The sequence below is a fragment of the Microbulbifer sp. SE14 genome (genome assembly GCF_059834885.1).
The window spans coordinates 1-25,583 of record NZ_JCBAJA010000028.1 but is presented as its reverse complement, the minus strand read 5'-3'; the positions used below and the strand labels follow the sequence as shown (position 1 = coordinate 25,583).

Below are 25,583 nucleotides of genomic sequence, written 5' to 3'. Positions count from 1 at the left end.
GCACGGCGGACCTCCGGTCGGGATTGTTACTGTCTCAAGTTTCGGAGTTCACATCGAGGCCTGGGACGTTCCCGGTGGCACTGCGCAAGGCCCTGCTGGCGGTGGTTACCTGGCAAAGGCGCCTGCGGCCGATAAGTAGGCCGATGAGGTTTTTTTTTGCCAGGTAACCACCGCCAACAGGGCCGAAGCCGTCTCACTCCGGCATTGCCACCCCCTGTGAACTCCGAAACTTGAGTTACTGTTTTTCTTTTACGGTCAGTCGCAGGTGTTTTCGTCCAGCAACTGCTGCAGTTGCTGCTCGAAGGTGGCCACTTCCTGTGCGCCGCTGATCGCGTACTCGCGGTTGAAGACAAACAGGGGTACACCACTGACGCCCTGATTGGTGATCAGTTTCTCCAGTTCGCGCACGGCGCCGGCATAAGTCTGGTTTTGCAGCACTTCCCGGGCCTCGTTTTCATCCAGCCCCACCGCGGCGGCGGCTTCGGTCAGAACGCCGATATCGTCGACATTCCTGCGCTCGCGGAAGAAGTCGTTGAACAGGCGCAGGCTCAGCTTCGTCTCCCGGTCGTATCCCTTGGCCCACTGCAGTAACTGGTGCGCATTGAAGGTGTTGTACATGCGCATGTCGTCGCTGTAGTTGAAGTCGAAGCCGAGATCCGCGCCCAGGTCCGTCAGCCGCTGGCGCGCCTCGATACTCTCCTGGGGTGTAATTCCGTATTTTTTACCCAGGTGCTCGCGCAGGTTTTCCCCCTCCGCGGGCATCTGCGGGTTCAGCTCGAACGGCAGCCAGTGAATCTCCGCCTCCAGCCTGTCGGCATAGTTTTCCAATGCCCGCTGCAGGCGCATATAACCGATGACGCACCAGGGGCAGACCACGTCGGACACTATTTCGATACTCAGCGGCAGCTTGTTCATGGCGCTCGCCTGTTGGATGACTCCATCTACTTTAGTTTAACCGCACCCCGGTGGCGACAGGCCCGTTCAGGCGAGCAATACCTGCCCGATCAACAGCAGCCCGGAGCCCAGCAGCAGCGCGCGACAGCAGAGGGCAAACCGGCTTTCGGGAATTTTTCCCTGTACCCACCGGCCGAGCCACACGCCGGCCAGGGCCACGGGCAATAGTAACAGCGACAGATAGAAGGTATCCGGTGTCCACTCACCGGTCAGCAGATAGGGCAGCACCTTCACCCCGTTCATGATGCCGAAGAATATTCCCGCCGTGGCCAGCCAGCTCAACTTCGGCAGCTGCTTCGCGATCAGGTAGATATTGATCGGCGGGCCGCCCGCGTGGATCAGGGTGCTGGTCAATCCGCTGATGCCGCCCCAGAGCCAGGCCGCGCCCTTCATGCCGCCGAGCAGGGGCGCCAGGCGCCGCCACAGGGCAAAGATGATCGAGAGAACGCCGAGCAGCAGTTTGAGTCCATCCTCCGGCGCTCGCCAAGCAACAGGCCGCCCACGGCAATACCGGCGATGGCGGCGGGGACAATTTCTTTCAACTGCGGCCAGCTGGCGTACCGCCAGTAGTACTGGATGGTCCTGATATCCATGGCCAGCAGCAGCGGCAGCATCAGGAATACCGCCAGCGGCACCGGCATCACCAGTGCCAGCAGCGGCACCGCCACCACGCCGGCGCCGCCGGCAAATCCGGATTTGGAAATGCCGGTCAGGATTACGCCGGCAATCGCCAGAAGCCAGAAGAGCGGCGAAACGATCAGCGCTTCCATCATTGGCGGGGAAGATCGAACCAGAGTGCTTCCAGGCCCCCGGCCCCGGCGACGATTTCCTGTTCGCGGGTCCTGCTAAAGCCGACCCCGTCGCCGGCGGCGAGCGCCGTTTCGCCGGCGCCCGCGGAGCCGTCGATGATATGCAGGTAGCCGGTGCGGCCGCCGGTCTGCAGCGTAAACTGCTCACCGGGCTGCAGGCGCAATCGATAGAGGCTCGCATCCTGGTGCAGGCTCAGGGAGCCGTCGCGGCCGTCCGCTGTCACCAGCGCAGTCAGCGGGCCGCGCTGTTCGATCTTCGCCTGCTGGTAGCCGGGGGCAATGCCCATCACATCGGGCTCTATCCAGATCTGCAGGAATTTCAGCGGCTTGCTGCGCGAGGCGTTGAACTCCGAATGTTGAATGCCGGTGCCTGCGCTCATGCGCTGCACCTCGCCGGCGGGCACCACGAAGCGGTTGCCGATACTGTCCCGGTGCTCGATCGCCCCTTCGAGTACATAGGAGATGATCTCCATATCCCGGTGTCCGTGGGCGCCGAAGCCGGTGCCGCCCTTGACCGTATCGTCGTTGATTACCCGCAGCACCGAAAAGCCCATATGCGCGGGATCGTAGTAGCTGCCGAAGGAAAAGCTGTGGCGGCTGTCGAGCCAGCCGAAATTGGCGCGGCCGCGGCTGTCGGATTTCCTGATGTAGTCCATTCGAACCTCCACTGGGTTGATGGCGGTATCATAGGCCCGGGGAGCACCGGGTTAAATCGCATAATTTGCAACGGTTTGATCAACGGATTCGAAAACTGGCGGGCCGGGGCAGGGAGCGCGAAAGCATTGTAGAATCCTGCGTACTGCTAAAAATATGCTATTGGAAAGTAACTACTCACTCCCTGGGGGGCAGGGAAAGAATACAGGAGCCAGATGCGAAGGTCCTGATGCCGGGGGCCATTTGGGAAATGTTTGCCGATGAGGCTTTTTCCAAATGGCCCCCGGAAGCAGGGCTGCCCGGGCCTTCCTTACTGGCTACAGGGGCAAGTAGTTACGTTGGAAAAAGAGATGCTGTATGAAAAGAGAATTGCTTCTTCTGCTCGGTTGCACAATTGCCGGCATTTGTTCTGCTGAACAGCTGACTATCGAGAGAATCTTCTCCGATCCCGCCCTGAGCGGCACCTCGCCCCGCGCCCTGGAATACTCCCCGGACGGCAGCCGCGTGACCTTCCTGAAGGGGCGCGAGGAGGACTACGACCGCTACGATCTGTGGGAATACAATATCGCCGACGGCAAGAGCCGGGTACTGGTGAACTCCGATTCCCTGCACAAGGGGGAAGAAGTGCTGTCCGATGAGGAGAAGGCGCGGCGCGAGCGCCAGCGCATCTACGGCAGCGGCATCATGGAATACACCTGGTCCGACGACGGCAAATCCCTGCTGTTCCCGCTGGCCGGCGATGTCTACTACTACGACCTCGATAAGAAGTCCGCGCGGCGCCTGACCGAAACCGAAGCCTTCGAAACCGACGTGCGCGTGTCGCCGAACGGGCGCTACGTATCCTTTATCCGCGACCAGGATATTTTTGTCGTCGACCTGCAGACCGGAAAGGAACGCCAGCTCACCACAGAGGGCGAGGGCCCGATCAAGAACGGCATGGCCGAGTTCGTCGCCCAGGAGGAGATGGACCGCATGACCGGCTACTGGTGGTCGCCGGACGACCGCCATATCGCCTACCTGCAGGTGGATGAGTCACCGGTGGACCAGGTAACCCGCAGCGAGATCTACGCCGATCGCATCGACATGATCCAGCAGCGCTATCCCGCCGCCGGCCGCCCCAACGTGAAAATCAAACTGGGTGTCCTCGATATCGAATCCGGCAAGACCCGCTGGGTAGATCTGGGCAAAGACGAGGATATCTATATCCCGCGGGTGGACTGGGCGCGGGACAACCTGCTCAGCTACCAGTGGCAGAACCGCAACCAGCAGAAACTGGAACTGCGCCTGTTCGACCTGGACAGCGGCAAGGGCAGAAAACTGCTGACGGAAACCAGTGATACCTGGGTCAACCTGCACGAAGACCTGTATTTCCTCGAGGACAGCGAGCGCTTTGTCTGGTCCTCCGAGCGCGACGGCTACAGGCACCTGTACCTGTACGACCTGGATGGTGGCAGGCTGCTGAGACAACTGACCAGGGGCGACTGGGCCGTGGATGCGCTGTCGGCGGTGGACGAGAAAAATGGCCTGGTCTATTTTACCGGCCGCAAGGATACGCCGCTGGAGCGCCACCTCTACGCGGTGGACATGGGCGGTGAACAGCAGGTGCAAAAAATTTCCCGGCGCGCCGGTATGCACGGCATCGAGTTTGCCGGGGACGCCTCCGGCTATATCGATAAGTTCTCCAATATTGTCACGCCGCCCCAGGTCAGCCTGCACAGAGCCAGCGGCGAGCAGGTGACCTGGCTGGAGGAAAACGCGGTAGAAAAAGGCCACCCGCTGTACCCGTATAAAAAAGACTGGATCGTCCCCGAGTTTGGTTCATTCAAGGCACCGCAAGGGCACACCCTCTACTACCGCCTGTACAAGCCGGCGAACTTCGACCCGAAGAGAAAATACCCGGTAATGGTCTACCTCTACGGCGGCCCCCACGCGCAGCTGGTCACTAACGGCTGGGACAAGGAATTCAACCAGTATATGGCCCAGCAGGGCTATGTGGTCTTCACCCTGGACAACCGCGGCTCCGCCCATCGCGGCACTGCGTTTGAAAACCCCATCTTCAAACGCATGGGCAGCGTCGAGGTGGACGACCAGGTCGCGGGGGTGAAGTTCCTGCGTTCACTGCCCTATGTGGACGGCGACAATATCGGTGTCTACGGCCACAGCTACGGCGGCTATATGGCGCTGATGACCATGTTCAAGGCCGGCGACTATTTCAAGGCGGGCGTGTCCGGCGCGCCGGTGACCGACTGGGGGCTGTACGACACCCATTACACCGAGCGCTATATGGGCAACCCGAACCGCGATGGCGACGCCTACGAGGCCTCCTCGGTTTTCCCCTACGTGGACGGCCTCAAGGGCGCACTGCTGATCTACCACGGCATGGCGGACGACAATGTGCTCTTCACCAACACCACCAGGCTGATCAAGGAAATGCAGGACAGGGGCAAGCAGTTCGAACTGATGACCTATCCGGGCAAGAAGCACAGCCTGCGCGGCAAGCAGACCCGCATCCATATGTACACGATGATCGAGGATTTCTTTGACCGGAAGCTGAAGGGACGCCGGTAACAGCCTAATATCTCAAGTATCGGAGTTCACATCGAGATCTGAGAGGCTTTCGGTGGCACGGCGCCCGGCCCTGCTGGTCGGGACTGAATGCCGCTAAGTTAAGGCCACCGGCGGCAGAGCCTTACATTGTGCCAGCTGCCCGCTTAACTCAGTGCCATTCTGGCCGGGACTTTCCTTGAAAACCAGGCGGTGAAACCGCCGCCGAAAACACCGACTTCTGTGGCCAGCGGTCACCAGTCCTTCCTATACTCCGGCCTGTCTTTCCTTTCTGAATCTCCGTCCCGCAGGGAGGCCCGTCTCCATGGCGCTGTGGAAACCCGACCCGTCTTTTTATCCGTCCGCGAAGATGGCGATGCAGGCGCCGCCCGAGCGGCACGCCTATGTGGCGGCCCTGAACCCGAATGGTACAGACAAGCCCGACGCCATCTGCGTCGTGGACCTGGACCCGGATTCGGCGAGCTACTGCCAGGTGGTACACAGGCTGGAACTGCCCTACGTCGGCGATGAACTGCACCACTTCGGCTGGAACGCCTGCAGCTCCGCGCTCTGCCCTTACGCGCCCCACCCGCACCTGGAGCGGCGCTACCTGATTGTGCCGGGGCTGCGCAGTTCGCGTATCTATGTGATCGACACCAGGCCGGACCCGCTGCGCCCGCATATCGTCAAGACGCTGGAGCCGCAGGAGGTGATGGCCAAGTCCGGTTACAGTCGGCCCCACACGGTGCACTGCGGCCCCGACGCCATCTACATCTCCGCCATGGGCTCCGCCAATGGCGACGAGGGGCCCGGCGGCATTTTCATGCTGGACCATTTCAGTTTCGACGTGGTCGGCCCCTGGGAACTGCACCGCGGCGACCAGGAACTGGCCTACGATTTCTGGTGGCACCTGGCGGACGACGTGTTGATCAGCAGCGAGTGGGGCAAGCCCTCGCAGTTCGAGAACGGCCTGGTGCCGGAGGATTTGCTGGGCAATAAATACGGCCATCGCATCCATTTCTGGAATCTGCGCAAGCGCAAACTGGAGCAGAGTATTGATATCGGCGCCGAGCACCAGATGCTGCTGGAGCTGCGCCCGGCCCACGACCCGACCAAGGACTATGGTTTTGCCGGAGTCGTGATAAGTACCGAGGACCTGTCCGCATCCGTGTGGACCTGGTACCGCGAGGGCGGCGAATGGAAAATGAAGAAAACCATTTCCATTCCCGCCGTGCCTGCGGATGCGGAAACCCTGCCTGAAGCGCTGAAACCGTTCAAGGCGGTGCCGCCGCTGGTTTCGGATATCGATTTGTCCCTCGACGACCGCTTCCTCTATGTGGCCTGCTGGGGCACCGGAGAAATGCACCAGTACGATGTGTCCGATCCTTTCAATCCGAAACTCACCGGCAAGGTGGAAATCGGCGGTGTGGTCAACAAGAAGGGGCACCCCAAGGCGAAGGGCCCATTGCTCGGTGCGCCGCAAATGGTGGAGATCAGCCGCGATGGGCGCCGCGTCTATTTCACCAATTCGCTCTACAGTAGCTGGGACGACCAGTTCTATCCGGACAAGATGACGGGCTGGATGGTCAAGGCGGATGTGGATCCCAACGGCGGTATCAGCCTGGATCCCGACTTTTTTATCGACTTCGGCGAGACCCGGGTACACCAGGTAAGGCTCGAAGGTGGAGACGCATCTACCGATTCCTACTGCTTCCCTTCCTGACGACTGGCAGATGTGGCTGGCGATGGTGCTGTTCGGCGCCTTTCACGGCCTGAACCCGGGTATGGGCTGGCTGTTTGCCCTGACCCTGGGGCTGCAGCGGCGCAGCGAAAGGACCATCTGGTTGTCGCTGTTGCCGATCGCCCTGGGGCACGCGCTGGCGATCGTCGCCGTGGTGCTGCTGGTGTTTGCCGGCCTGCAGTTTGTCCCCCTTTCCACTGTGCAGAAGGTCAGTGCCCTGGCACTGCTGGCATTCGGCCTGTACAAGCTGTTCAACTACTACCGCCACCCGCGCTGGGTGAGCATGAAGGTGGGGAGCGGCGACCTGCTGGTCTGGTCCTTCCTGATGGCCAGTGCCCACGGCGCCGGCCTGATGCTGGTGCCGGCGCTGCTCGGCAGCGGCGGGCAGGCGAACGGCCACCACGGCGCCCATGCCCTGCCCGAGGGGATCGGCATGCTGCTGGCGGTGGGGCTGCACACCCTGACCATGCTGCTGGTGATGGGGGGCGTGGCCTGGATTGTCTACCGCAAGCTGGGACTCGCGGTGCTGCGCAGCGGCTGGATAAATTTTGACCTGATCTGGGCCCTGGCCCTGTTGCTGGTCGGCACACTGGCCCTGTGGATGGCTTACTCCCCCTGAGCGGATAACCCGCGGGTCACGCCCGGCCAATACCTCTGGCAATATTGGCCTTACCAATGAAATAATGTTGCCTGACAAGGTGCTGCCTGCGCGCATCGCCACAAAACAATAAGCGAGTCACCAAGAGATCCGGACAATGAGAATCTACCGCTTGCTCCTGGCCGCAATGCTGTCGCTGGCGGGCGCCGCCTGCAGTGCGGAGGGCCCCGGTGGGCTGCAGCCGGCCACGACCCTGGCCGATTATCGCGCGCTGTCGGACCGACTGCGACAACTCGACCGGCAGTATATCGCCGCAGAACTGCAGCGGGCCGGGCTGGAGAAACCGCTGTCGGCCACTTATGCCAAGCGTTTCGGTTTCGAACCGGAGCAGCCGGTGGATTTCTACCGCACCGAAGAGGGTCGGCGCATCGCGGATACTGTGCTCAGCTACCAGACGCCATCCGGCGGCTGGTCCAAGCGCACTGATATGGGCGCCGCGCCGCGCAAGTCGGGTCAGGCCTTCGGGGTCGAGAGAAACTATATCCCCACCTTCGACAACGGCGCCACCAGTACCCAGTTCTGGGTGATGGCGAAAGCCTTCAAAGCGACCAAGGACAGGCGCTATGCGGATGCCGCCGAGCGCGCATTGAACCTGATTCTGTTGGCCCAGTACCCCAATGGCGGCTGGCCGCAGTCCTTCCCGCTGCGCGGCAAGTACCACGACCTGATCACCTTCAATGACGGCGTGACCAGCGGCCTGCTGGCAATCGTCCGCGCCGCCGCGCAGGGCCGGGAGGGGCTGGAATTTTTATCGGGGCCGCTGCGCCGGCGCGCCGCGGACAGCCTGGACCGCGGCCTGCAGATGCTGGTGGATTCCCAGGTTGTCGCAAACGGCCACAGAACCATCTGGGGCGCCCAGCACTATCCGCAGACACTAGCGCCGGCAGCGGCCAGGGCTTTCGAGCCGGCGTCGCTGGCCACCGCGGAGAGTGCGGACCTGCTGCTCTTGCTGATGCAACTGGAGCAGCCCCCGGAAAATATCCGGCAGGTGATCACAAGCGCCCACGACTGGTTCCAGAAGAACCAGATCCGCGGCTATCGCTGGGAAAGGGCCGGCAGGGATTACCGGGAACTGCTGGCGGATGCGGATGCCGGACCGCTGTGGGCGCGCTTTTACGAGATCGGCAGCGACAGGCCGGTGTTCGGTGATCGCGACGGCTCTGTCTACTACGATATTCGCAAGTTGTCGCCGGAGCGGGCCCGGGGTTACGGCTGGTACACGAAGCATCCGCACAAGGTGCTGAAAAGATTTGCCAAGTGGCGGAAGCGGCACGGCCTTTGATGATTTATCGAATGCGTTTGTAGGAGCGGATGGCCGCCCCGCCGCTCCTACAGGGTGACAAACCAATAAAAGGGGCCGGATAGAACGGGCTTTTTTTGCGGTTAATTACAGGTGAGATTCAGCAGCGGAGCCTGCCCCGTCTCCTTGGAAGTCATATCCACGCCGTCGCTGCCGCCCTGTGAGGCGATCACCAGGCCGGTATTGGCGCCGGCGAGCCAGGCGTCGACTATGCCGGACTCCTGCAGTTCAAGCTGCCAACTGCCGGTGGAGGAGGGCGTAAAGCTCGCCGCCTGGCCGCCGAGAATATTGGTGCCGCCGACGGAGTTCCAGGTGGCGGATTCCTCCTGCCAGTCGCCTGTCGCCTGATAGACGCCATAGCTGCTGAAGGAGTAGTTGGTCACATTCAGTTCCAGCGTCGCATCGCTGATGCTGGAGCAGCCCGCCAGCGGGGACAGGTCGAACCTGATCAGGCTGTACATCTGGCCGTAGGTGGAGTCGCTGCCGTCCGCCAGCAGGCCGTCTCCGTGGCCGTCGAAGTTGCTGCTGCCCTGGGCGGAGGACAGGAAGACGTCGTCCGACGCCGCCAGGGACAGGGGCTGGCCACCGCCGGAGCCGGACGAGCCGCCGGAGCTGCTGCTGGAACTGCTGCTCGAGCTGCCACAGCTGGTCTGCACCTTGATCACCGGGCCCAGGCCGGTTTCCTTGGAGGTCATGTCGACGCCGTTGCTGCCGCCCTGGGAGGCGATCACCAGGCCGCTGTTGCCGCCGTTCAGCCAGCTGTCGAGCAGGCCCGAGGAGAGCAGGTCTATCTGCGCAATGCCGGTGGAGGAGGGCGCGAAGCTTGCGGCCAGGCTGCCGCGAATCGACGAGCCGCCGACGGAATTCCAGCTGGCGGACTCCTCCTGCCAGTCGCCGGACGCAAGATAGATGCCGTAATTGTTGCCGGATCTGTCGGTCACATTCAGCTCCAGGGTCGCGGCGCTGTAGCTGGTGCAGCCGCCCAGTTCGGACAGGTCGAACTTGATCAGCGTGTACAGTGTCCCGAAGGTGGAGTCGCTGCCATCCGCCAGCAGGCCGTCCCCGTGGCCGTCGAAATTGCCGCTGCCCTGCTTGGAAGAGATGAATACATCGTCGCTGGCCACCAGTGTTACCAGTTCGCCGGAGCCGCTGCCACCGGAACTGCTGCCGCTGGAGCTGCTGCTGGAACTGCTGCCCCCCGAGCTGCTGCCGCCGGAGCCGATCACGCTGCGGCCGCTCGCGTTGCGGGTCAAGGTCATGACCTCGCCGATGCCGTTGGCGGACCACCAGTTGACGTTGGCCGGCAGCAGCAGCGGATCACTCTCGCGCTCCTCGCGGCTCAGGGTGGACGCGGAACCGTCGAACTGCGCGGTGCGCAGCACCAGTTCGTTGGCGCTGACCTGCATCACCTTGAACTGCTGGATGCTGGCCAGGTCGATGGTCCAGGACTTGGGATCATTGGCGGAACGGGCCGGTGCGCCCCAGCTGCCCTCGCCCACATAGACGGTGCCGCCGGTGCTGGTCGCGGCGAAGTTGCTGCCGCTCGGCACCAGCGCCTCGGTGAGCTTGGTCAGGTGGGTGTCCGACTCCACCACCAGGTTCATCGAGTAGTCGTAGAAGGGCTGCGCCCACCAGCCGAACAGGGTGGGGTTGTCGGACTTGCCGCTGTAGTGGGGGAACATCGGCTTGTGGTACTGGGCTAAGCGCCAGCTGGCGCCGCTGCCGGAGGCGGACAGGTCGCTCTCCAGCCAGCTGTTCATGGCCGAGGCGTAGGAGGACCAGCCGCCGTTCTGGAACTGGCTGTTCAGTGTGTAGACCCGCAGCAGCGGCGATACCTGTACCGCGCCGTAGGTGTCGCTGGGATTGCAGTTGCCGTCGCCGTTGAAGTCCACCCCGAACACCTGGCAGACGGTGGAGTAGTTGTCGTCCTCGTGGTTGCCGTGGGTGGGGATCAGCGGGTAGATGCGCTTGTAGCTGTAGCCGTCTATCTGGTCGCTGGAGTAGGTGAGTTCCCAGTCGCCCAGGAAATCGCTCATTTCCGAGGCGCTGTTGGCGTTGGTGAAGTCGCCGCCGTGCATCACCGCCAGCGGGCGTATCTTGGCCAGCAGCTGGTTGCCCTGGCGACGGGTGGTGTGACCGGTGCGGGTGTCGCCGCCGGCGATGACCACATAGGGATCGCTGTTGGCCGGGGCCGTCTTGAACCAGAAGCGCTGGCCGCAGCCGTCCTGATCACAGACGCGGAAATAAATCGCGGAGTCCGCGCTCAGGTTCTGCAGTCGCACGAAGTGGCTGGTGATGGATCCGTCGAAGGTTTCTGTGGCGTCCACCTGGGCGCTGGACCAGGCGCCCTCGTCGGTGGAATAACCGTAGCTGACGTAGGGGTTGCTGCTGCTCCCGTCCGGGGAGAAGCCGATTACCGCGCTGCTGGAACCATCGCTGTCCCAGGCCAGCCGGTGGTGTTTGGTGGCCGCGGCCGCATCGGTCGCGATCAACAATGCGGGTAAAACCAGTGCACTGCCTAGATATCGTCTCATGGGAGACTCCTTTAGGGGGTGAATTATTTTTTTGCGCTTGCCGCGGTTTTATCGGCGGGACCCCGAAAATCTTAGTTGCCTGCCCTGGCAAGTCGCGGACGCATTATTGAAGGTGCTTGTGACAGGCTTTTGAATTCCCGGCAACCAGGCGCACAAATGCCGCATTGCGGTAGGGAATTGTGACGGCATCGCCATTTATAAAGTCAATCGCCGCGGCGCCACGGTTTAAGTACTGGTAAACACCCTGTAAGGGCTGCTCCGCGTCGCTGGTCCAGTAGTCGCCGCGCTTTGTCCTGGGGAAGTAATCGGTATCTATGGCGGGATGGCCGGGCCTCGGGTCGGCGGCAACCAGCGAACGCAGTTCTGCCGTATCCGGCAGGCGCCAGTTGTCGGCACCGCACAGTTGTTCGCGGTTGGTGCGGCGGATCAGGTCTTCGGTATCGCAGCGGTCCTCCTCGAAGTAGCAGTCGCCGCTGTTGGCGATACCCTTCTCGAACTGGTACCAGGAATAGCTCCAGTAGCCGTCGTGGATGCCCTCGTCGTCGGTCTTTACTTCCCACAACAAGTTGGTGCGGGTGTCGCAGACGCAGGACCAGGGGCCGGCCCAGGCATCCAGCGCCTTTCCGTCGCCGTCGATTTTTACCAAGTGGTGAGCGTGTGGTGTCTGTTGCGGTTGCGAATGGAGCGCGGCCGCAATCAGCAGTATCGCGGGCAGGGCGAACACCAACAGGGCGCGGATGATCATTCTGCTCTTTCCAGTTCGAGACGTATGGCCCTGGTGTGGCGGCTGTGTGCCACCTGGGCGCGATCGAAGGCGGATACCCACAGGCAGACGCCGCTCCCGATGGCCACGTCCAGCGGCGATCCGGTATCCAGCTTGCGCACCATTTCCAGTGACCAGTGGCCGTCTTTCCACTGGGCACGGGCGCGCACATCGGCCCTGTCCCCCTCGAAGCGGTTGGAGCTGTAGATGACCGAGGGCATCAGTGTGCCGATCGGGTAATCGTCCTTTTCCGCCGAGTAGGGTTCGTAGTCGAACCAGGGAATTACCCAGTCGGCTCCACTGCCTGGTTCCTGGTAGGGCGCCAGCTGTCCGGCGCTCTTCGGCAGCCGCCTGGGGGTGACGGTGCCGGGCCTGTACCACTGCCAGTTCATCACATAGGAGCCGGACTCCACGCCGTCCTGGCGGTAGCCGGCGGTGTAGCGGCGGCTGCCGGGGGGCAGTGTGTCCGGCGCGCCGATATGGTTGTCGTCGGCGAGGTGCATATCATTGGTGCGCACCGCCTTCCAGTGCCAGAGGTCGTGAATCTGCCCCGAGTCGCTGTAGTGGTAGCCCCTGCCGTGCCAGTTGGCCGGTTTGCCCTCCAGCGGATTGCGGCCCAGGTGGGCGGTGCCGGCGGCGCCGAAGCCGCAGGAGTTCGACAGCAGCAGCGCGAACTTGTCCTCGTAGTAGCGGGTCTCGTCAAAGTTGTGAAAGCCGTGCTGCTGCACCTGCCAGCCGGTTTCGGTTTTTTTCAGGGGCAGGTGCACAAGGCTCTCCGTCGGGTCCTCCCAGGTGATGTGGAAGAAAATCTCCCGGCCATTGTGCAGGGCGCGCAGCGCGACTTCTGTCTGCCCGTCGATAAAGTTCGCACCGCCGTCGGTGTTGACTGTCAGCATCGTGCCCTTACTCCAGGCCTGCTCGTCGGCGATACCGTCGATAGCGACCGGTGTCGACAGCGGAATGGCGGCGACCGCTAGCTGGTAGGGTGAAGCGGTGGAAACCAGATGCCAGCTACCCAGTGCGGTCGCGGCCAACACTGCTGTAAGAAATAGTGCAGTGCTAGGGGGGCGCGTCGACGGGCGCAGTATGCGCAGCAGGGCGCCCTTTCCGTACTGCACCAGATAGACACCCCCGTGCAGGAACAGATAGCCAGACACCGCCAGCGCACAGGCGAAGTGCAGGGCACGCACTGCAGAGATTCCGCCGTTGCCGGAGAACAACAGCCAGCCACTGCACAGGGAGGCAGCCAGAATAAGGCCGCCGGCCCAGACAACGACGCGGTGGTAGTGGATGTTGCGCGGGCGGCGGAGGCCCTTGCGCAGCAGCACCGCCGCCTGGCTGCATAAATAGCCGGCGGCAATGGCGCTGAGAAGGCAGGCGCTGAAAAAATGCAGGCCGTGCACCTGCCCCTGGGGAAGCAGTTCGGTGATGGTGGCGACGGTGGGTTTGCTGAGTGCGGCAATGCGCAGGCCGCTCAACAGGCTGGCCAGCACCGCCGCAATGGCTGCACCGTGCAGGAGTATCCACAGAGGGCTTTTGGAGTTATTCGCCACGGGGGTGCCCAAATAGTCCGCAGCTTAGCGGATGGATATGGCGGTTCTATGAATTTTAATGAGCGCCATCCGCTGCTGCCGCCGCATCAGTCGCGCAGTACCGTTGCGACAAAACTGTCGCGGCTCTCCAGCCTCTCCACGAGCGCGGCCAGTTGCGGGTGCCCGCCGCGCCAGTCGATGTCGCCGTGGCGGAAATCCAGGTAGGCCAGGGCACAGGCCAGGTTGATGTGAGCCAGGTTCATCGGCTCCGGCAGGTGGCCGGCGCGCTCCTCCAGGTAGCTCAGGGTGCGCGCAATCGCGTCCTGGTAGCGCTGCCACCAGAAGTCCGAACGCAGCCCCTCCTGGTCGCGCGCTTTTTCCTGCCGCAGCAGCACCAGGGTGTCGGTCAGACCGGAGCAGACACTGTAGAAGGTCTTCAGCTTCCAGTCCCTGTCCAGCGCCCCGCTCAGGGAACCATCGCCCAGCTCCCTGTCGAGGTAGGCGCAGATGACTTCGCTGTCCACAACCGATTCGCCACTGTCCAGGGCGAGGGCCGGCACCTTGCCCAATGGGTTGGCTTCGACAAAGTCCCCGGCGTTGTCGAAGGGGTGGGATAGCGCCTCGCGCACCCGGTCTTCGAGCCGGTGCTCGCGCAGGACAATGCGCGCGTTGCGCGCATAGGGGGAGGCGGGGGTGAAGTAAAGTTTCATGGCGCCATTCGCTCCTTGCACTCCTTGTGAAAAAGGCAGTGTGCTGAACGGCGCCCCGGCTGTCTAGCCGCTGTTGGTTATGCGGTGGTAGAGGTGCTGCTTGAGATAGGCGCGCTGCTTCTTGAGGCTGGTGTAATGCTCGTCGTCGGTGCCTATGCCGCTCTCCTGTAGTCCGCGGATCTCCTTGTCCAGCCGCTCGTATTCCCGGCTGTCGCTCCTGAATTCCAAATCCTCGGCCTTCAGCAGGTTTATGGTCTCTATGTATTCGGGGAAGTCGTTCTCGAGGGTATGGGCAGTTATTGGCATAGAGGCATCTCCCGGCTGTGATAAATGGGGCTCTCCCAATTGCTAATTCTAGTGTGCTCTGCAGAGGGGCGGTGCGCCATATCGGCGAGTGCGGCAGTTTCTTATTCGAATCTTAATGAGAATGAGTTGCATTTGATTGTGTTCCCCCCTATGATGCGCGCAAAATTCATGAGGGGGAATGGATTGTGACGAAAAACAAGCACTTACTGACTCAACCCACACTGCTCGCAATGGCCCTGTGCCTGGCTCACACCGGAGCCTGGGCGGAATCCGGGAAGGCAATCGAGACCGTAGAGGTGACCGGCGAGACCACTGAGTCCTATCTGGTCGAGGAAATGGATACTGCCACCGGCCTGGGGCTCTCCATCCTGGAAACACCGCAGTCGGTGTCCGCCATCAGCCGGATGCAACTGGACGATTTCGAGCTGAACAGCCTGAACGATGCCCTGCTGACCGTACCGGGTATCCAGGTGGAAAGTGTCGAGACCGACCGTACCTATTACACCTCGCGCGGCTTCGACGTGACCAACTTCCAAGTGGATGGTGTAGGCGTGCCGGCCACCTATGGCAACAACGACGGTGAGACAGACACCGCCATCTACGAGCGCATCGAGGTGGTGCGCGGCGCCAGCGGCCTGATGTCCGGTGCGGGCAATCCCTCCGCCACCGTCAATATGGTGCGCAAGCGCCCCACCGAAGACTTCCAGCTGTCCATCGGCGCCGTCGCCGGCTCCTGGAGCAAGGCGCGCCTGGAGGCGGATGCCTCCGGCACCCTGACCGAAGGCCTGCGCGGGCGCCTGGTCCTGGCCAGGGAGGAGCGCGAATCCCATCTCGACAATTACGCGCTGGACAAATCTGTCCTCTACGGTGTGGTGGACAAGGAGCTGGGGCAATCCACGGTGGTCACCCTGGGTAGCAGTTATCAGGTAAGCAAGGCCGACAGCCCGCTGTGGGGCGCCATGCCGCTGCACTACAGCGACGGCACGCCCACGGATTACGATGTCTCCACCAGCACCTCCGCGGAATGGGCCTACTGGGACAATATCGAAACCGATGTCTTTGCTGAACTGAAGCACACCTTCGCCGGCGGCTGGGAGGCCAAGGCTTACTACACGCACGCGGAGATCGAGGGCGACAGCGAACTGTTTTATATGTACAGCCTGCCGGATCCCGACACAGAAGTTGGCTTGCTAGGTTATGCCAGCGAATACGGCCTGGACGAGCAGCGCGATCTGTTTGATCTGCGCCTTACCGGCAAATACAACCTGCTGGGCCGGGAGCACGATGCCCTCTTCGGCTACAACTGGTCCGAGGGCACTGTCGAGGACTACTCTCTGTACGATTACGCCAACGGCTTCCCGCCGATAGGTGATTTTAGCCAGTGGAAAGGCGTTACAGCCGTGCGTCCGGTATTTACTGACGGGCTGACCGGCAGCGACTGGACCGACAGGCAGAGTGCCTTCTTCGCCGCGACCCGATTCCATATTACCGACGCCCTTTCCCTGATCGGTGGTGCGCGGGTGGTGGACTGGGAAAGCGAGGGCGAGAGCTACGGCAACAGCAACGACACCAAGGAAAGCGGCAGGGTGCTGCCCTACGCGGGCCTGGTCTACCGCATCGGCGACAACTACTCCGTGTATGTCAGCAGCACCGAAACCTTTATGCCGCAGGATGACCTCACCGAAGAACTGACACACATGGAGCCGACCGAAGGTATCAACGAAGAGATAGGGGTCAAGGGCGAGTTCTTCGACGGCAAGCTGGTTGCCAGCCTGGCCTACTACCAGACCGAACAGAAGAATGTGGCCGAGTATGCCGGCGAAGTCGAAGATCCCGTAAGCGGTGGCCCAGTGCAGGTTTACGAGGGTGTCGATTACGATAGCGAGGGCTTCGACCTGACCCTGAGCGGCCAGTTGGCTCCCGGTTTGCAGGCGGATTTCAGTTATGCCTATGTGGATATCGACGATCAGCACGGTGTGCTGGATCGGGCCTACATTCCGCAGCAGGTAGTGCGCCTTTTCGCCAGCTACCGCCCGCCGGTAATGGAGCAGCTGAAGGTGGGAGCCGGCATCAACTGGCAGGACGATGTGGAGCGCGTGACTGGCTACGGCTTTACCGTGCACCAGGAGGCCTATGCCACAGTCCGTGCCTTCGCCAGCTACAGCATCAACGACAAGCTGAACGTCTCGTTGAATGCCAACAACCTGACCGATGAGAAATATATCAGCAGCCTCTACTGGGATCAGGGCTTCTACGCCGCACCGCGCAACTTCAGCGCCTCGGTAAACTGGCGCTACTGATTTGAACGCTTGATGCGCAATCCTTGGGATGGCGGGTTGATAGGCCCCGCCATCCTTTTTTGCGTTTAGGGGCTTTAGTTTTCGATGAATAGAATTCTGTTCAAACTGCACAGCTGGATGGCGCTGGCCGCCTTTGCGCCGCTGCTGGTGATCTGTGTGACCGGCAGTATCCTGGTTTTCAAACACGAGATAGACAGCGTGCTGATGGAGGACAGGGTGCGGGTGGCCGTCGATGGCCGCGAGCGGCAGTCGCTGGATACGCTGCTCGCCAATGTGAACCGGAGTTTCCCCGAATACGAAGTGGTGGGCTGGCACCTGTTCCAGGATCCCGGCCGCGCGGACCAGGTCTACCTGATGGAGCGCGGCAGCAGTGACTGGTCCTACACACTGTTGAACCCGTATTCCGGTGAGATGCTGGCCGAGCCCCGGGGCCTGACCCACTATCTCACAGACTGGCTGCTCGACCTGCACTACACCCTGCTGATGGACGACCCGGGCCTGCTGATCACCAGTATCTTTTCGGTGTTGCTGTGCCTGCTCGGCCTCAGCGGGCTGATACTGCACCGCAAATTCTGGAAGAATTTCTTTACCCTGCGCTGGAAGTCGCGGCTGATCGTCTATTTCAGCGACCTGCACAAGATGACCGGCGTCATCGCCTCGCCGGTGCTGCTGATTGTCGGCTTTACCGGAGCCTGGTGGAATATCACCCACTTCGCCCACGAACTGGAGAAACACGCCGACGGCGGGGAGCATCATGTGATGCAGGAGCGCCTCTACAGCGATGCACTTTCATTGCAGGCGCTGCACGACGATACGGCGCAGCGGGTGGAAGGTTTCGAATCCACCTATATCAGCCTGCCCTGGGAACCGGGTGTGAATATCACCTTCTGGGGCGACGTGCACTCCGCTAACCCGTTGCTGAGCCAGTACGCGAGCAATGTCAGCTACGATGCCGGCTCCGGCGACTATATCGCCGCCTTCGATATCCGCGAGGCCGGGGCGGGTGCCAGGATAGTCGACAGCTATCGCCGCCTGCACTTCGGCGACTTCGCCGGCCTGGCGAGCCGGGTGCTCTGGTGTGTCATCGGCCTGAGTCCGCTGCTGCTTTCGGTAACCGGGGTCTATATCTGGCACCGCCGCAGGGAGAAACGCCGCAATGCGCGCATCAAGCGGCGCAACAAACAGCTGGAAGGGCTGACCGTTTAGAGCGGGGCCTTTTCCACCCGGCTGCCGGGCCGGCGCCGTTCCAGCAGTTCACCGAGGTACATCTTCAGGTAGGCGGCAGCGGCGCGCTTGCCTTCAGCGGCGATTTCCTCGGTGATGCGCCCGAAGCGGGAGTAGGACTGGGACCAGAAAGAGTCGTTGATGGTAATCGCCAGCAGGAGCCGCTCCCTCCAATCCTGGGACGGGGGCAGCTCGAATTCCCGGGAAAGGTTTTTCAGCAGGCTGTCCGCCAGGCGCCAGTTGTTCTCCATCTGCAGGTTGCGCAGGGCCCAGCTGGATTGGGGGCCGAAATGGACCTTCAGTGCCGGTATGTTGACTTCATAGTAGGAGCGCACCAGGTCGCAGAGTTCGAATAACAGGTCCTGCCAGTTTTCCACCAGAGAAATATGGGGGTGGCTGCCCAAGGCCTCGCTGAAGGCCTTGTAGTGACGCTCCGCCAGTGCGGTCAGGCTGGCATCTACGCTGGGAAAGAAGTGGTACACGGACGCGGCGGGCACGCCGGCGACCTGGCTGAGATTGGCGAGGGTAATTTCACTGGAGTCCTGTTCGGTGATCAGGGCCTCCAGTGCGTCGAGCAGTTTCTCGTACTTCTCGCGGCCATTTTTGCGCTGTGGTTTGCGCGGGCTTGCAGTGTCGCGCCTGACTGCGCGTCGATCGACTTCGTTCAATTTACCAGCCCCTGACGAACGCCAGCGGCAATCATGCCGGCTGCGCGTTTCACTTCCTTGTAAACACGTTGTCATTTGGTGACGGTAATTATTAATGGGTAGTCCCCATCGGGCAAGAGCATATTGCCCGAATTGTGGCTTAGTTCCGCAATCGACAAATAAATTTGAACAAAAGCTTGAGCGGCAATTGCTGGGAAACCTGAATAATGATTCGGATACACGGTCCGCCGCCGGGCGGGGCCCGGCAACGGCGTACCTGATCAGTGGTAGTGCAACTCACTCGCCTTGCCGTGAAATACCCGGTAGGAGAAGACGGTATAGGCGAGAATCATCGGTACCACTATGGCTGCGCCCACCAGGATAAACAGCAGTGACCCGGTGGCACTGGCGGCCTGCCAGATATCCAGTCTGCCCGGTACTATGTCGGGATAAAAGCTGAAGGCGAGGCCGGTAAAACTCAGGACAAAAACCAGCAGTACGTTGACGAAGGGAATCCAGCAGTGGCGATCGTCCACCTTCGGCAGGCGCCGCAGCAGGATCTCGTTGGCGGCGAAGGCGAAGAAACACAGCATCGGGACCAGCAGCACGAACATCACCAGCGGGAAGGTAAACCAGCGGTCGAACACCCCCGGGTTTACCAGTGGATTGACCGCGGAAACGGCCACGACCCCGACGAAAGCAGCCCGTCCGGCCCGGTGTGTCCAGCGGATCGCGCGCTTCTGCAGTTTGTCTTCGGTTTTCATGATCAGCCAGGCGGAGCCGATATAGGCATAGGCCGCGGTGACCCCCAGTGCGCTCAGGCCACTGAACAGCTGCGCCGGCCAGCGGGTGTCGAAGCCCATGACATACTGGCCGAGCATATAGCCCTGGGTCAGGCTGGCGAGCAGGGAGCCGGCCTTGAAAGTCCTGTCCCAGGCCAGCTTGTGCGCCACTGCGGCCTTGGCGCGGAAGTCGAAGGCCACCCCGCGCATGATCAGGCCGATCAACATGATGGCGGTGGGGATATACAGGTTCGTCAGCACCATGCTGTGGGCCGAGGGAAAGGCGATCAGCAGCAGGCCGATTGCCAATACCAGCCAGGTCTCGTTGGCGTCCCAGAAGGGGCCGATCGACGCGATCATGGTATCCCGCTGGAGCTCGTCCTCTTCTCCCAGGGGCAGCAGTATGCCCACGCCCAGGTCGTAGCCGTCCAGCACCGCGTAGGCCAGCACCGCCAGGCCCATCAGTGCGATAAAAACCACCGGCAGCCAATCTGCCGCATTCGTTGCGGTCATGCTTCACCTCCGCGAGCAGATTTCGGGGCGGGTTCCCGGTGGGAGCCGGGCAGGTTGGTCAGGCTGCCGCCGGCGGCGGGTTCGGCGGTTTCGAATTCCTCGACTTTCACCGCCTTCAACGCCATCACTTTCAGGGTGTGAATGTAGGCCCACATCAAAATGGCATACACAACCAGGTACAGTAGCAGGGAAAAGCCGACATTGGCCGGTGCTACCGGCGTGACCGCCTCAGCGGTTCTCAGCACGCCGGTCACCAGCCACGGCTGGCGCCCAATCTCGGTCACATACCAGCCCGCCAGCGTCGCCACCCAACCGGAAAAGGTCATTGCCACCACGATCTTCAGCAGCCAACGGGGCGGTTCGCCGCGGCGGTACAGCTGATAGCAGCCGGTCCAGGCCACCAGCAACATCAGCACGCCGACGCCGACCATGATGCGAAAGCCGAAGAAGAGCGGTTTCACCGGCGGGTGGTTGTTTTCAAATTCGTTCAGGCCCCTGATCTTGCCGTCCAGTTCGTGGGTCAGTATCAGGCTGGCCATTTTCGGCAGGGCGATTTCCAGGTGATTGGTGCGCTCTTTCTCATCGGGAATCGCAAACAGCAGCAGCGGTGCACCTCTTTCCGTTTCCCAAACCCCTTCCATGGCGGCGATCTTCTGCGGCTGGTGCTCGAAGGTGTTCAGGCCGTGCAGGTCGCCAACGTAGATCTGCACCGGGATCAGTATCGCCGCCAGCACCAGGCCGGTTTTCAGGGCCAGTCGCGGCGCCTGCTTTTCATCGCCGCGCAAAATACGATAGGCGGACAGGCCGGCGACGAAAAAGGAGGCAGTCAGCCCGGAGGCCAGCACCATATGGGTCAGGCGGTAGGGGAAGGAGGGGTTGAATATCACTTCCAGCCAGCTGGTAGCGTGGACCACGCCGTCGCGGATCTCATAGCCCGCCGGCGTCTGCATCCAGGAGTTGAGCGCGAGTATCCAGAAGGCGGAGAGGGTGGTGCCCACGGCGACTATGAATGCGGAGAAGGTATGCACCTTGCTCGGTACCCGCTTGATACCGAACAGCATGATGCCGAGGAAGGTGGCCTCGAGAAAAAATGCAGTTAGGACTTCGTAACCCAGCAGCGGCCCGGCGATATTGCCCACCCGCTCCATAAACCCCGGCCAGTTGGTGCCGAACTGGAACGACATGGTGATGCCGCTGACCACGCCCAGGGCGAATGTCAGCGCAAACACCTTGACCCAGAAGCGGTAGGCGCGCATCCAAACCGGATTGTCTGTCTGGTCGTGACGCAGTTTGAAAAAGAAGAGAATCCAGCCGAGGGCGATGGTGATGGTGGGAAAGAGGATGTGGAAGCTGATGTTGGCGGCGAACTGCATCCTCGACAGGATCAGGGTGTCTAGCATGGGGACCTCTGCTGATAACGGTAATTGCTGTCCGGGATTGCGGCGCGCGGGACGCGCCGCAGATACCTATTTGGTTTTGGACGCGCCTCCTTTTACCTTACCCCTGAGTTCGAGCAGTTTGCTAATGCCGGAACCCAGCTTCATCAGCTTGAGCAGGTCTTTCTGCTCCAGCCTGCTCAGGGTGTTGGCGAACTGGTCCAGCAGTTCCAGCAGGTCGTAGACCTCCTGCATCTTCTCCTGGGCCTGGGCTTCCTGCTCATCCTGGGGCTCGTTCAATAGTAGCTGGCGCAGCAGGGTCAGGGTCGGGTCCAGTTCCCGCTTGCGCCGCTCTTCGAACACGGTGCGGGCCAGGTCCCAGATGGAACCGGCGGCGGTGAAGTAGTCCTTGCGGTCTCCGGGCAGATGGTGCAGTTCCACCAAGCGCCAGGCCTGCAGCTCCTTCAACCCCATGCTGACATTGCCGCGGCTGATCTTCAGTGCCTGCGCCAGTTGGTCCGCATTCAGCGGTTCTGACTGGATAGTCAGTAGTGCGAACATCTGTCCCACGGTGCGGTTGAATCCCCAGCGGCTGCCCATCTCGCCGAAGTGCAGCACGAATGCCTGGGCCTGACTGGATAACCTCATAGTGTTCTGTAGTTTCAGAAATTTCTGAAAATTATAAATATAAAGAAGTAGCTGTCAATCCTCCTTGTGGGCTATCAGAGTGGGCAATTGGCGGGGCGCGCCGTGGCAGATAACTGCTCCCTGCGTGATCTGCATGACCGCCATACATGGTGGCCTCGCACCAAAAGTTGGGTAGGGTGGATAAGCGCCAAGCGCATCCACCAGCCGGCGCGGCGGATGCGCTTGGCGCTTATCCGCCCTGCGGCTTAATCTAACCGCGCCAGTGCTGCCTCGTACCAGTCATCCGGGACTATAAAGCCTCGGCTCACCTCTGCGCCCGCCTCCAGCGCTGCGACACAGAGGGGCTTGCACAGCTTTTCACCGCAGAGCTTCTCTGCCAGCCCCTCGCAGCTGTCGCCGCGCGATGCCTGGTAGCCCCGGCCGGCCAGCCAGGCGCGCTTGGGCAGGCGGATCCAGTGGTGGGAATACCCGGAAAAGCGGTACTGGAACTCGTCGAGGGTCGCCCACCAGAAGTCGCAGCAGATGGGGTTGATGTCTAGGTGCAGCGGCGCGCCTTCCTCGCCGAGGGGGCGGAACAGCCGCCCGGGCATCAGCGCCCACTGGCGATCGATATGGATATCCCGCTGCCGCAGCAGTTCCCGCGCGGCGGGCTTGCGGATCAGCGGCAGCTGGTGTTCGCGCATCCTCGACAGCTTGACATCCAGCCTGTCCCGCAGCCCCGGTCCCATCCAGTATTCGTCCGCCACCCGCAGGTAGAACTTGACCGCTATCTCCCAGTGTTCGGTGGCGCCGCCCGGCAGGTGCCGGACGACGAAATCCAGCTCGCCCAGGGTTCGGCCCCCTGCGCGCAGCGGCAGGTTGCGGTGGAGGAGCCGGTAGTCCGGGTGCTGCGCAAAGGCGAACTCCCACAGGTTCTCGAAGTAAATCCCCAGCCGCGTCGTCCGCTGGCGCTCGTCGCAGCGGCGCAGGCGGGCTTCCAGCAACGGCGCCAGCCGCTCGCGGACGTCCGCGCGGGAAAAATAGTCGACCAGTTCGGCCCGGCGCCGAGGGGACAGCCAGGGCAGGCCGCGGCCGCGGACTATGGATTCTGCGCTCACTGCCCAGAGCAGGTTGGCCCAGTGATCGGGTTCGAGCATGGATTCACTCATAGGCTATCTGCTGCACCGGCGCCTGAAAAAAGCGGCGTACCTGCAGGTGCTGTGCTAGGGTTCGACAGAACACGGCTAATAATAATTAAAGGAGGCTTGTGTGGAATCAGGACCATTGATCTCGATCGGCCTGCCGATCTCCCTGTTTATCATCATGATCGGTATCGGCATGACCCTGACCGCCAGGGACTTTCACCAGGTGACGGTGAAACCCGCCGGGCTGATTGTCGGAACTGTCACCCAAATCCTGGTCATGCCGCTGATTGCCTTCGCGCTCTGCTGGGCGCTGGGCCTGCCGCCGGCCATCGCTGTCGGCCTGGTGGTCATCGCGGCCTGTCCCGGCGGCACCACCTCCAACCTGTTCACGTTGCTCGCACGCGGCAATGTGGCGCTGTCCATAGTGCTGACGGTTTCCGCGAGCCTGATCACCATCATGTCCCTGCCACTCTTCACCAATTACGCGCTGCAGACCTACCTGGGCACCCAGCAGGAAATCGTGCTGCCGTTTGGCAGGACGGTGGCCATGTTGTCGGCGATAGTGCTGTTGCCGGTCACCCTCGGCATGCTGGTGCGCGCCTTCCTGCCGCGGCTGGCCAGCCGCGCCGAGGGGCTGGTGAGTATTTTCGGCGGCCTGGTGCTGGCGGTGCTGGTGGTGGCGGTAGTCTACGGGATTCGCGATCGCTTTGTAGACCTGCTGGTGCAGGCCGGCCCCTCGGCGATACTGCTCAACCTGCTGGGTGTAGCGCTGGGCCTGCTGTCCAGCCGTGCCACCGGCCTGTCCCGGCGCGAGGCGCTGGCGGTGGCCACCGAGCTGGGCATCAAGAACGGCACCCTCGGATTGATGGTGACGCTGACGCTGCTGAATTCCAGTGAGATGTCGGTCCCGTCGGCGGTCTACGGTGTGCTGATGTTCCCGATCGGCTTCGCGCTGGCCGCCTATGGGCGGCGCGTCATTCCGGCGGGCAAGGGCGCTGGTGCGGTCGGGCCTGCCGAGGCCGGCTGAACTCGCTGACGGAGCCGCCGTTCTATTGCGGGTGGCGGCTCAGTCGGGCCTCTCTATGTACGCCTGCAAGCTCCCTGCTTCAGTCGCCTGGGATCTCACTGCTCTCATTTATCGATAACGCGATAAAAACTGGCTTCTGCACCAAGTACGCCGCCGATAATGCCCGCTGAGCGACAGGCTTTCAGCCAGTTTCGATAGCATTTCATTTTCTGTCCCAGTAGAAAAAATACGAGTGACATCGGCAGGGCGGCGAGTAGTTGCACAATGCCCGAGGTAATAATTCTCATCCGTGGCTGCCCGGTAATTTCTTTCTGAACGGCTTGGGTGATACCCACGGTATACTTGCGGCGGGACAGCCAGCGGAGGGAAAGGCGGCTCGCGGGTATCCCTTCGTATACCACGGCTTCCGCGCAGCTAAAGATATCGAAGCCCCGCGCAGCTGCTTCGGTAAAGAACAGCGTGTCTTCGCCTCCGGCAAATGGCCGCCCTTCATCGAATCGCAGTCCGTGATCTCGTGTCACTGTTATCGGGATGAGTACATTATTGGTGGCGCAATAGCGGCGGCGCTCACCGGTATTGTAGTGCTTGCGTTTAAAAAACTTGGAAAGGTTGGGATCTGCATCAGGGGGAAGCTGGCTCACTACCTTGCCGGAAATAATGGCTGTGCCCCCAACTGAACACGCATAGCCATACAGCTGGGTCAGCCAATCCGCCTCCACCCATTCATCGTCGTCAATAAAAACCAGGTAGTCGGCTTCTAACCTGTGTGCTTCTTGTATGCACCTATTGCGTGCAAATGGAATGCCTCGACGGGGCTCCAGACAGTAATTCAATGGCAGGGGGAAGGACGAGGTCAATTCAGTTACGACCGGCTCGGCGCTCCCGGCTGGATCATTGTCCACTACCGTTATCGTCGTTTGGGTGCCAGGGGGGGGCTGAATGTGGGCCAGGCTGGACAGTGCCGCCCTGAGGGGGCCCGGGCGTTGACAGGAGCAAATACAAATACTGATCCGTACGGGGGGCATGTATGGTTGACCGATAAATAATACTTATAAGCCTGCTTTAGGCTATTCTCTTAGGCTATGGCCTAGTGTGAAATACCCGGATGATGCCAGCGTGGCCATGGCAGGACAAGCGGCTGTCGGGGGGCTGATTAGGCCAAGCTCAAGCCGCAGTCAGGCTACCCTGCCTGCGCCTGTTTTGCTAGGATGTGCAGCTCGAATTTTGCTCTCGATCCGGCTGATCAGAGAAGCGGTTCCGGTCCACTCGAAATATCGAGTAGTCGGATGGTGCAGGTAGCCGGACTTTGGACCGGGTATATATCTATAGGTAGTGTTCAGAATTCTGTGTCATTTCTTTACCATACGCAAAAAAGAGATGACTCATGACCAAACCTACGTTCGATATGGATGCCGCTGTCAAGGCGCTGCGTGAGGG

22 protein-coding genes are annotated in these 25,583 nt (G+C 61.5%); 7 read left to right on the top strand and 15 right to left on the bottom strand.

The window, feature by feature from the left end:
- Nucleotides 1-255: 255 nt before the first annotated feature.
- From AC6R19_RS17695 to AC6R19_RS17680, 4 genes are all read right to left on the bottom strand, one after another.
- Nucleotides 256-915, bottom strand: a complete 660-nt coding sequence (locus tag AC6R19_RS17695) for a DsbA family oxidoreductase (protein WP_500581173.1) — start codon at nucleotides 913-915, stop codon at nucleotides 256-258.
- 66 nt (nucleotides 916-981) lie between these two features.
- A complete protein-coding gene (locus AC6R19_RS17690; RefSeq protein WP_500581205.1) occupies nucleotides 982-1,380 on the bottom strand; it encodes a TSUP family transporter in 399 nt (132 codons plus the stop codon).
- A complete protein-coding gene (locus AC6R19_RS17685; RefSeq protein WP_500581172.1) occupies nucleotides 1,344-1,727 on the bottom strand; it encodes a TSUP family transporter in 384 nt (127 codons plus the stop codon). The genes AC6R19_RS17690 and AC6R19_RS17685 overlap by 37 nt, the downstream gene beginning before the upstream one ends.
- The gene (locus tag AC6R19_RS17680) at nucleotides 1,724-2,419 is read right to left on the bottom strand and encodes a pirin family protein (protein WP_500581171.1); all 696 of its coding nucleotides are present in this window, start codon (nucleotides 2,417-2,419) and stop codon (nucleotides 1,724-1,726) included. Before AC6R19_RS17680 ends, AC6R19_RS17685 begins: the two co-directional genes overlap by 4 nt.
- 355 nt (nucleotides 2,420-2,774) lie before the next feature.
- Between AC6R19_RS17680 and AC6R19_RS17675 the strand changes: the two genes are divergently transcribed.
- The 4 genes from AC6R19_RS17675 (at nucleotide 2,775) to pelA (ending at nucleotide 8,642) form a co-directional block, all read left to right on the top strand.
- A complete protein-coding gene (locus tag AC6R19_RS17675; protein ID WP_500581170.1) occupies nucleotides 2,775-4,985 on the top strand; it encodes a S9 family peptidase in 2,211 nt (736 codons plus the stop codon).
- Between the two features lie 301 nt (nucleotides 4,986-5,286).
- Entirely contained in the window at nucleotides 5,287-6,684 is a 1,398-nt protein-coding gene (locus AC6R19_RS17670; RefSeq protein WP_500581169.1) for a selenium-binding family protein, read from the top strand.
- Nucleotides 6,644-7,321 carry a hypothetical protein gene (locus tag AC6R19_RS17665; protein WP_500581206.1) on the top strand — a complete coding sequence of 226 codons (678 nt, stop codon included), beginning with the start codon at nucleotides 6,644-6,646 and terminating at the stop codon, nucleotides 7,319-7,321. The genes AC6R19_RS17670 and AC6R19_RS17665 overlap by 41 nt, the downstream gene beginning before the upstream one ends.
- A 136-nt stretch (nucleotides 7,322-7,457) precedes the next feature.
- Nucleotides 7,458-8,642 (top strand): pectate lyase, encoded by a 1,185-nt coding sequence (gene pelA / locus AC6R19_RS17660; RefSeq protein ID WP_500581168.1) that lies wholly within the window; start codon nucleotides 7,458-7,460, stop codon nucleotides 8,640-8,642.
- Between the two features lie 101 nt (nucleotides 8,643-8,743).
- Here the strand turns inward: pelA and AC6R19_RS17655 are convergent, their stop codons facing one another.
- The 5 genes from AC6R19_RS17655 to AC6R19_RS17635 form a co-directional block, all read right to left on the bottom strand.
- Complete coding sequence (locus tag AC6R19_RS17655; RefSeq protein ID WP_500581167.1) at nucleotides 8,744-11,194, bottom strand: DNRLRE domain-containing protein; 2,451 nt, start codon at nucleotides 11,192-11,194, stop codon at nucleotides 8,744-8,746.
- A gap of 103 nt (nucleotides 11,195-11,297) precedes the next feature.
- Nucleotides 11,298-11,939, bottom strand: coding sequence for an Lcl C-terminal domain-containing protein (locus AC6R19_RS17650; protein ID WP_500581166.1), 642 nt, complete (start codon nucleotides 11,937-11,939; stop codon nucleotides 11,298-11,300).
- Nucleotides 11,936-13,510 (bottom strand): ethylbenzene dehydrogenase-related protein, encoded by a 1,575-nt coding sequence (locus AC6R19_RS17645; protein ID WP_500581165.1) that lies wholly within the window; start codon nucleotides 13,508-13,510, stop codon nucleotides 11,936-11,938. The genes AC6R19_RS17650 and AC6R19_RS17645 overlap by 4 nt, the downstream gene beginning before the upstream one ends.
- 86 nt (nucleotides 13,511-13,596) lie before the next feature.
- On the bottom strand, nucleotides 13,597-14,199 hold the full coding sequence (locus AC6R19_RS17640) for a glutathione S-transferase family protein (protein WP_500581164.1): 603 nt from the start codon (nucleotides 14,197-14,199) through the stop codon (nucleotides 13,597-13,599).
- 63 nt (nucleotides 14,200-14,262) lie between these two features.
- On the bottom strand, nucleotides 14,263-14,505 hold the full coding sequence (locus tag AC6R19_RS17635; RefSeq protein ID WP_500581163.1) for an HP1242/YdcH family protein: 243 nt from the start codon (nucleotides 14,503-14,505) through the stop codon (nucleotides 14,263-14,265).
- Nucleotides 14,506-14,690: 185 nt separating this feature from the next.
- Between AC6R19_RS17635 and AC6R19_RS17630 the strand changes: the two genes are divergently transcribed.
- On the top strand, nucleotides 14,691-16,805 hold the full coding sequence (locus AC6R19_RS17630) for a TonB-dependent siderophore receptor (RefSeq protein ID WP_500581162.1): 2,115 nt from the start codon (nucleotides 14,691-14,693) through the stop codon (nucleotides 16,803-16,805).
- Nucleotides 16,806-16,889: 84 nt separating this feature from the next.
- A complete protein-coding gene (locus AC6R19_RS17625; RefSeq protein ID WP_500581161.1) occupies nucleotides 16,890-18,011 on the top strand; it encodes a PepSY-associated TM helix domain-containing protein in 1,122 nt (373 codons plus the stop codon).
- On the opposite strand, the gene AC6R19_RS17620 is transcribed toward AC6R19_RS17625, so the two are convergent.
- From AC6R19_RS17620 to AC6R19_RS17600, 5 genes are all read right to left on the bottom strand, one after another.
- Nucleotides 18,008-18,697: a TetR/AcrR family transcriptional regulator gene (locus AC6R19_RS17620; protein WP_500581160.1), complete on the bottom strand. Its 690-nt coding sequence runs from the start codon at nucleotides 18,695-18,697 to the stop codon at nucleotides 18,008-18,010. The genes AC6R19_RS17625 and AC6R19_RS17620 overlap by 4 nt on opposite strands.
- A gap of 260 nt (nucleotides 18,698-18,957) precedes the next feature.
- On the bottom strand, nucleotides 18,958-19,971 hold the full coding sequence (locus AC6R19_RS17615; protein ID WP_500581159.1) for a cytochrome d ubiquinol oxidase subunit II: 1,014 nt from the start codon (nucleotides 19,969-19,971) through the stop codon (nucleotides 18,958-18,960).
- The gene (locus AC6R19_RS17610) at nucleotides 19,968-21,371 is read right to left on the bottom strand and encodes a cytochrome ubiquinol oxidase subunit I (protein ID WP_500581158.1); all 1,404 of its coding nucleotides are present in this window, start codon (nucleotides 21,369-21,371) and stop codon (nucleotides 19,968-19,970) included. Before AC6R19_RS17610 ends, AC6R19_RS17615 begins: the two co-directional genes overlap by 4 nt.
- A gap of 66 nt (nucleotides 21,372-21,437) precedes the next feature.
- A complete protein-coding gene (locus tag AC6R19_RS17605) occupies nucleotides 21,438-21,995 on the bottom strand; it encodes a GbsR/MarR family transcriptional regulator (RefSeq protein WP_500581157.1) in 558 nt (185 codons plus the stop codon).
- A 245-nt stretch (nucleotides 21,996-22,240) separates the two neighbouring features.
- Nucleotides 22,241-23,143: a DUF1853 family protein gene (locus AC6R19_RS17600; RefSeq protein ID WP_500581156.1), complete on the bottom strand. Its 903-nt coding sequence runs from the start codon at nucleotides 23,141-23,143 to the stop codon at nucleotides 22,241-22,243.
- Between the two features lie 100 nt (nucleotides 23,144-23,243).
- Here AC6R19_RS17600 and AC6R19_RS17595 point away from each other — a divergent pair, with 100 nt between their 5' ends.
- Entirely contained in the window at nucleotides 23,244-24,146 is a 903-nt protein-coding gene (locus tag AC6R19_RS17595) for a bile acid:sodium symporter family protein (protein WP_500581155.1), read from the top strand.
- 104 nt (nucleotides 24,147-24,250) lie between these two features.
- Here AC6R19_RS17595 and AC6R19_RS17590 read toward each other — a convergent pair whose 3' ends face one another.
- Nucleotides 24,251-25,171 carry a glycosyltransferase family 2 protein gene (locus AC6R19_RS17590; RefSeq protein WP_500581154.1) on the bottom strand — a complete coding sequence of 307 codons (921 nt, stop codon included), beginning with the start codon at nucleotides 25,169-25,171 and terminating at the stop codon, nucleotides 24,251-24,253.
- Nucleotides 25,172-25,583 lie beyond the last annotated feature (412 nt).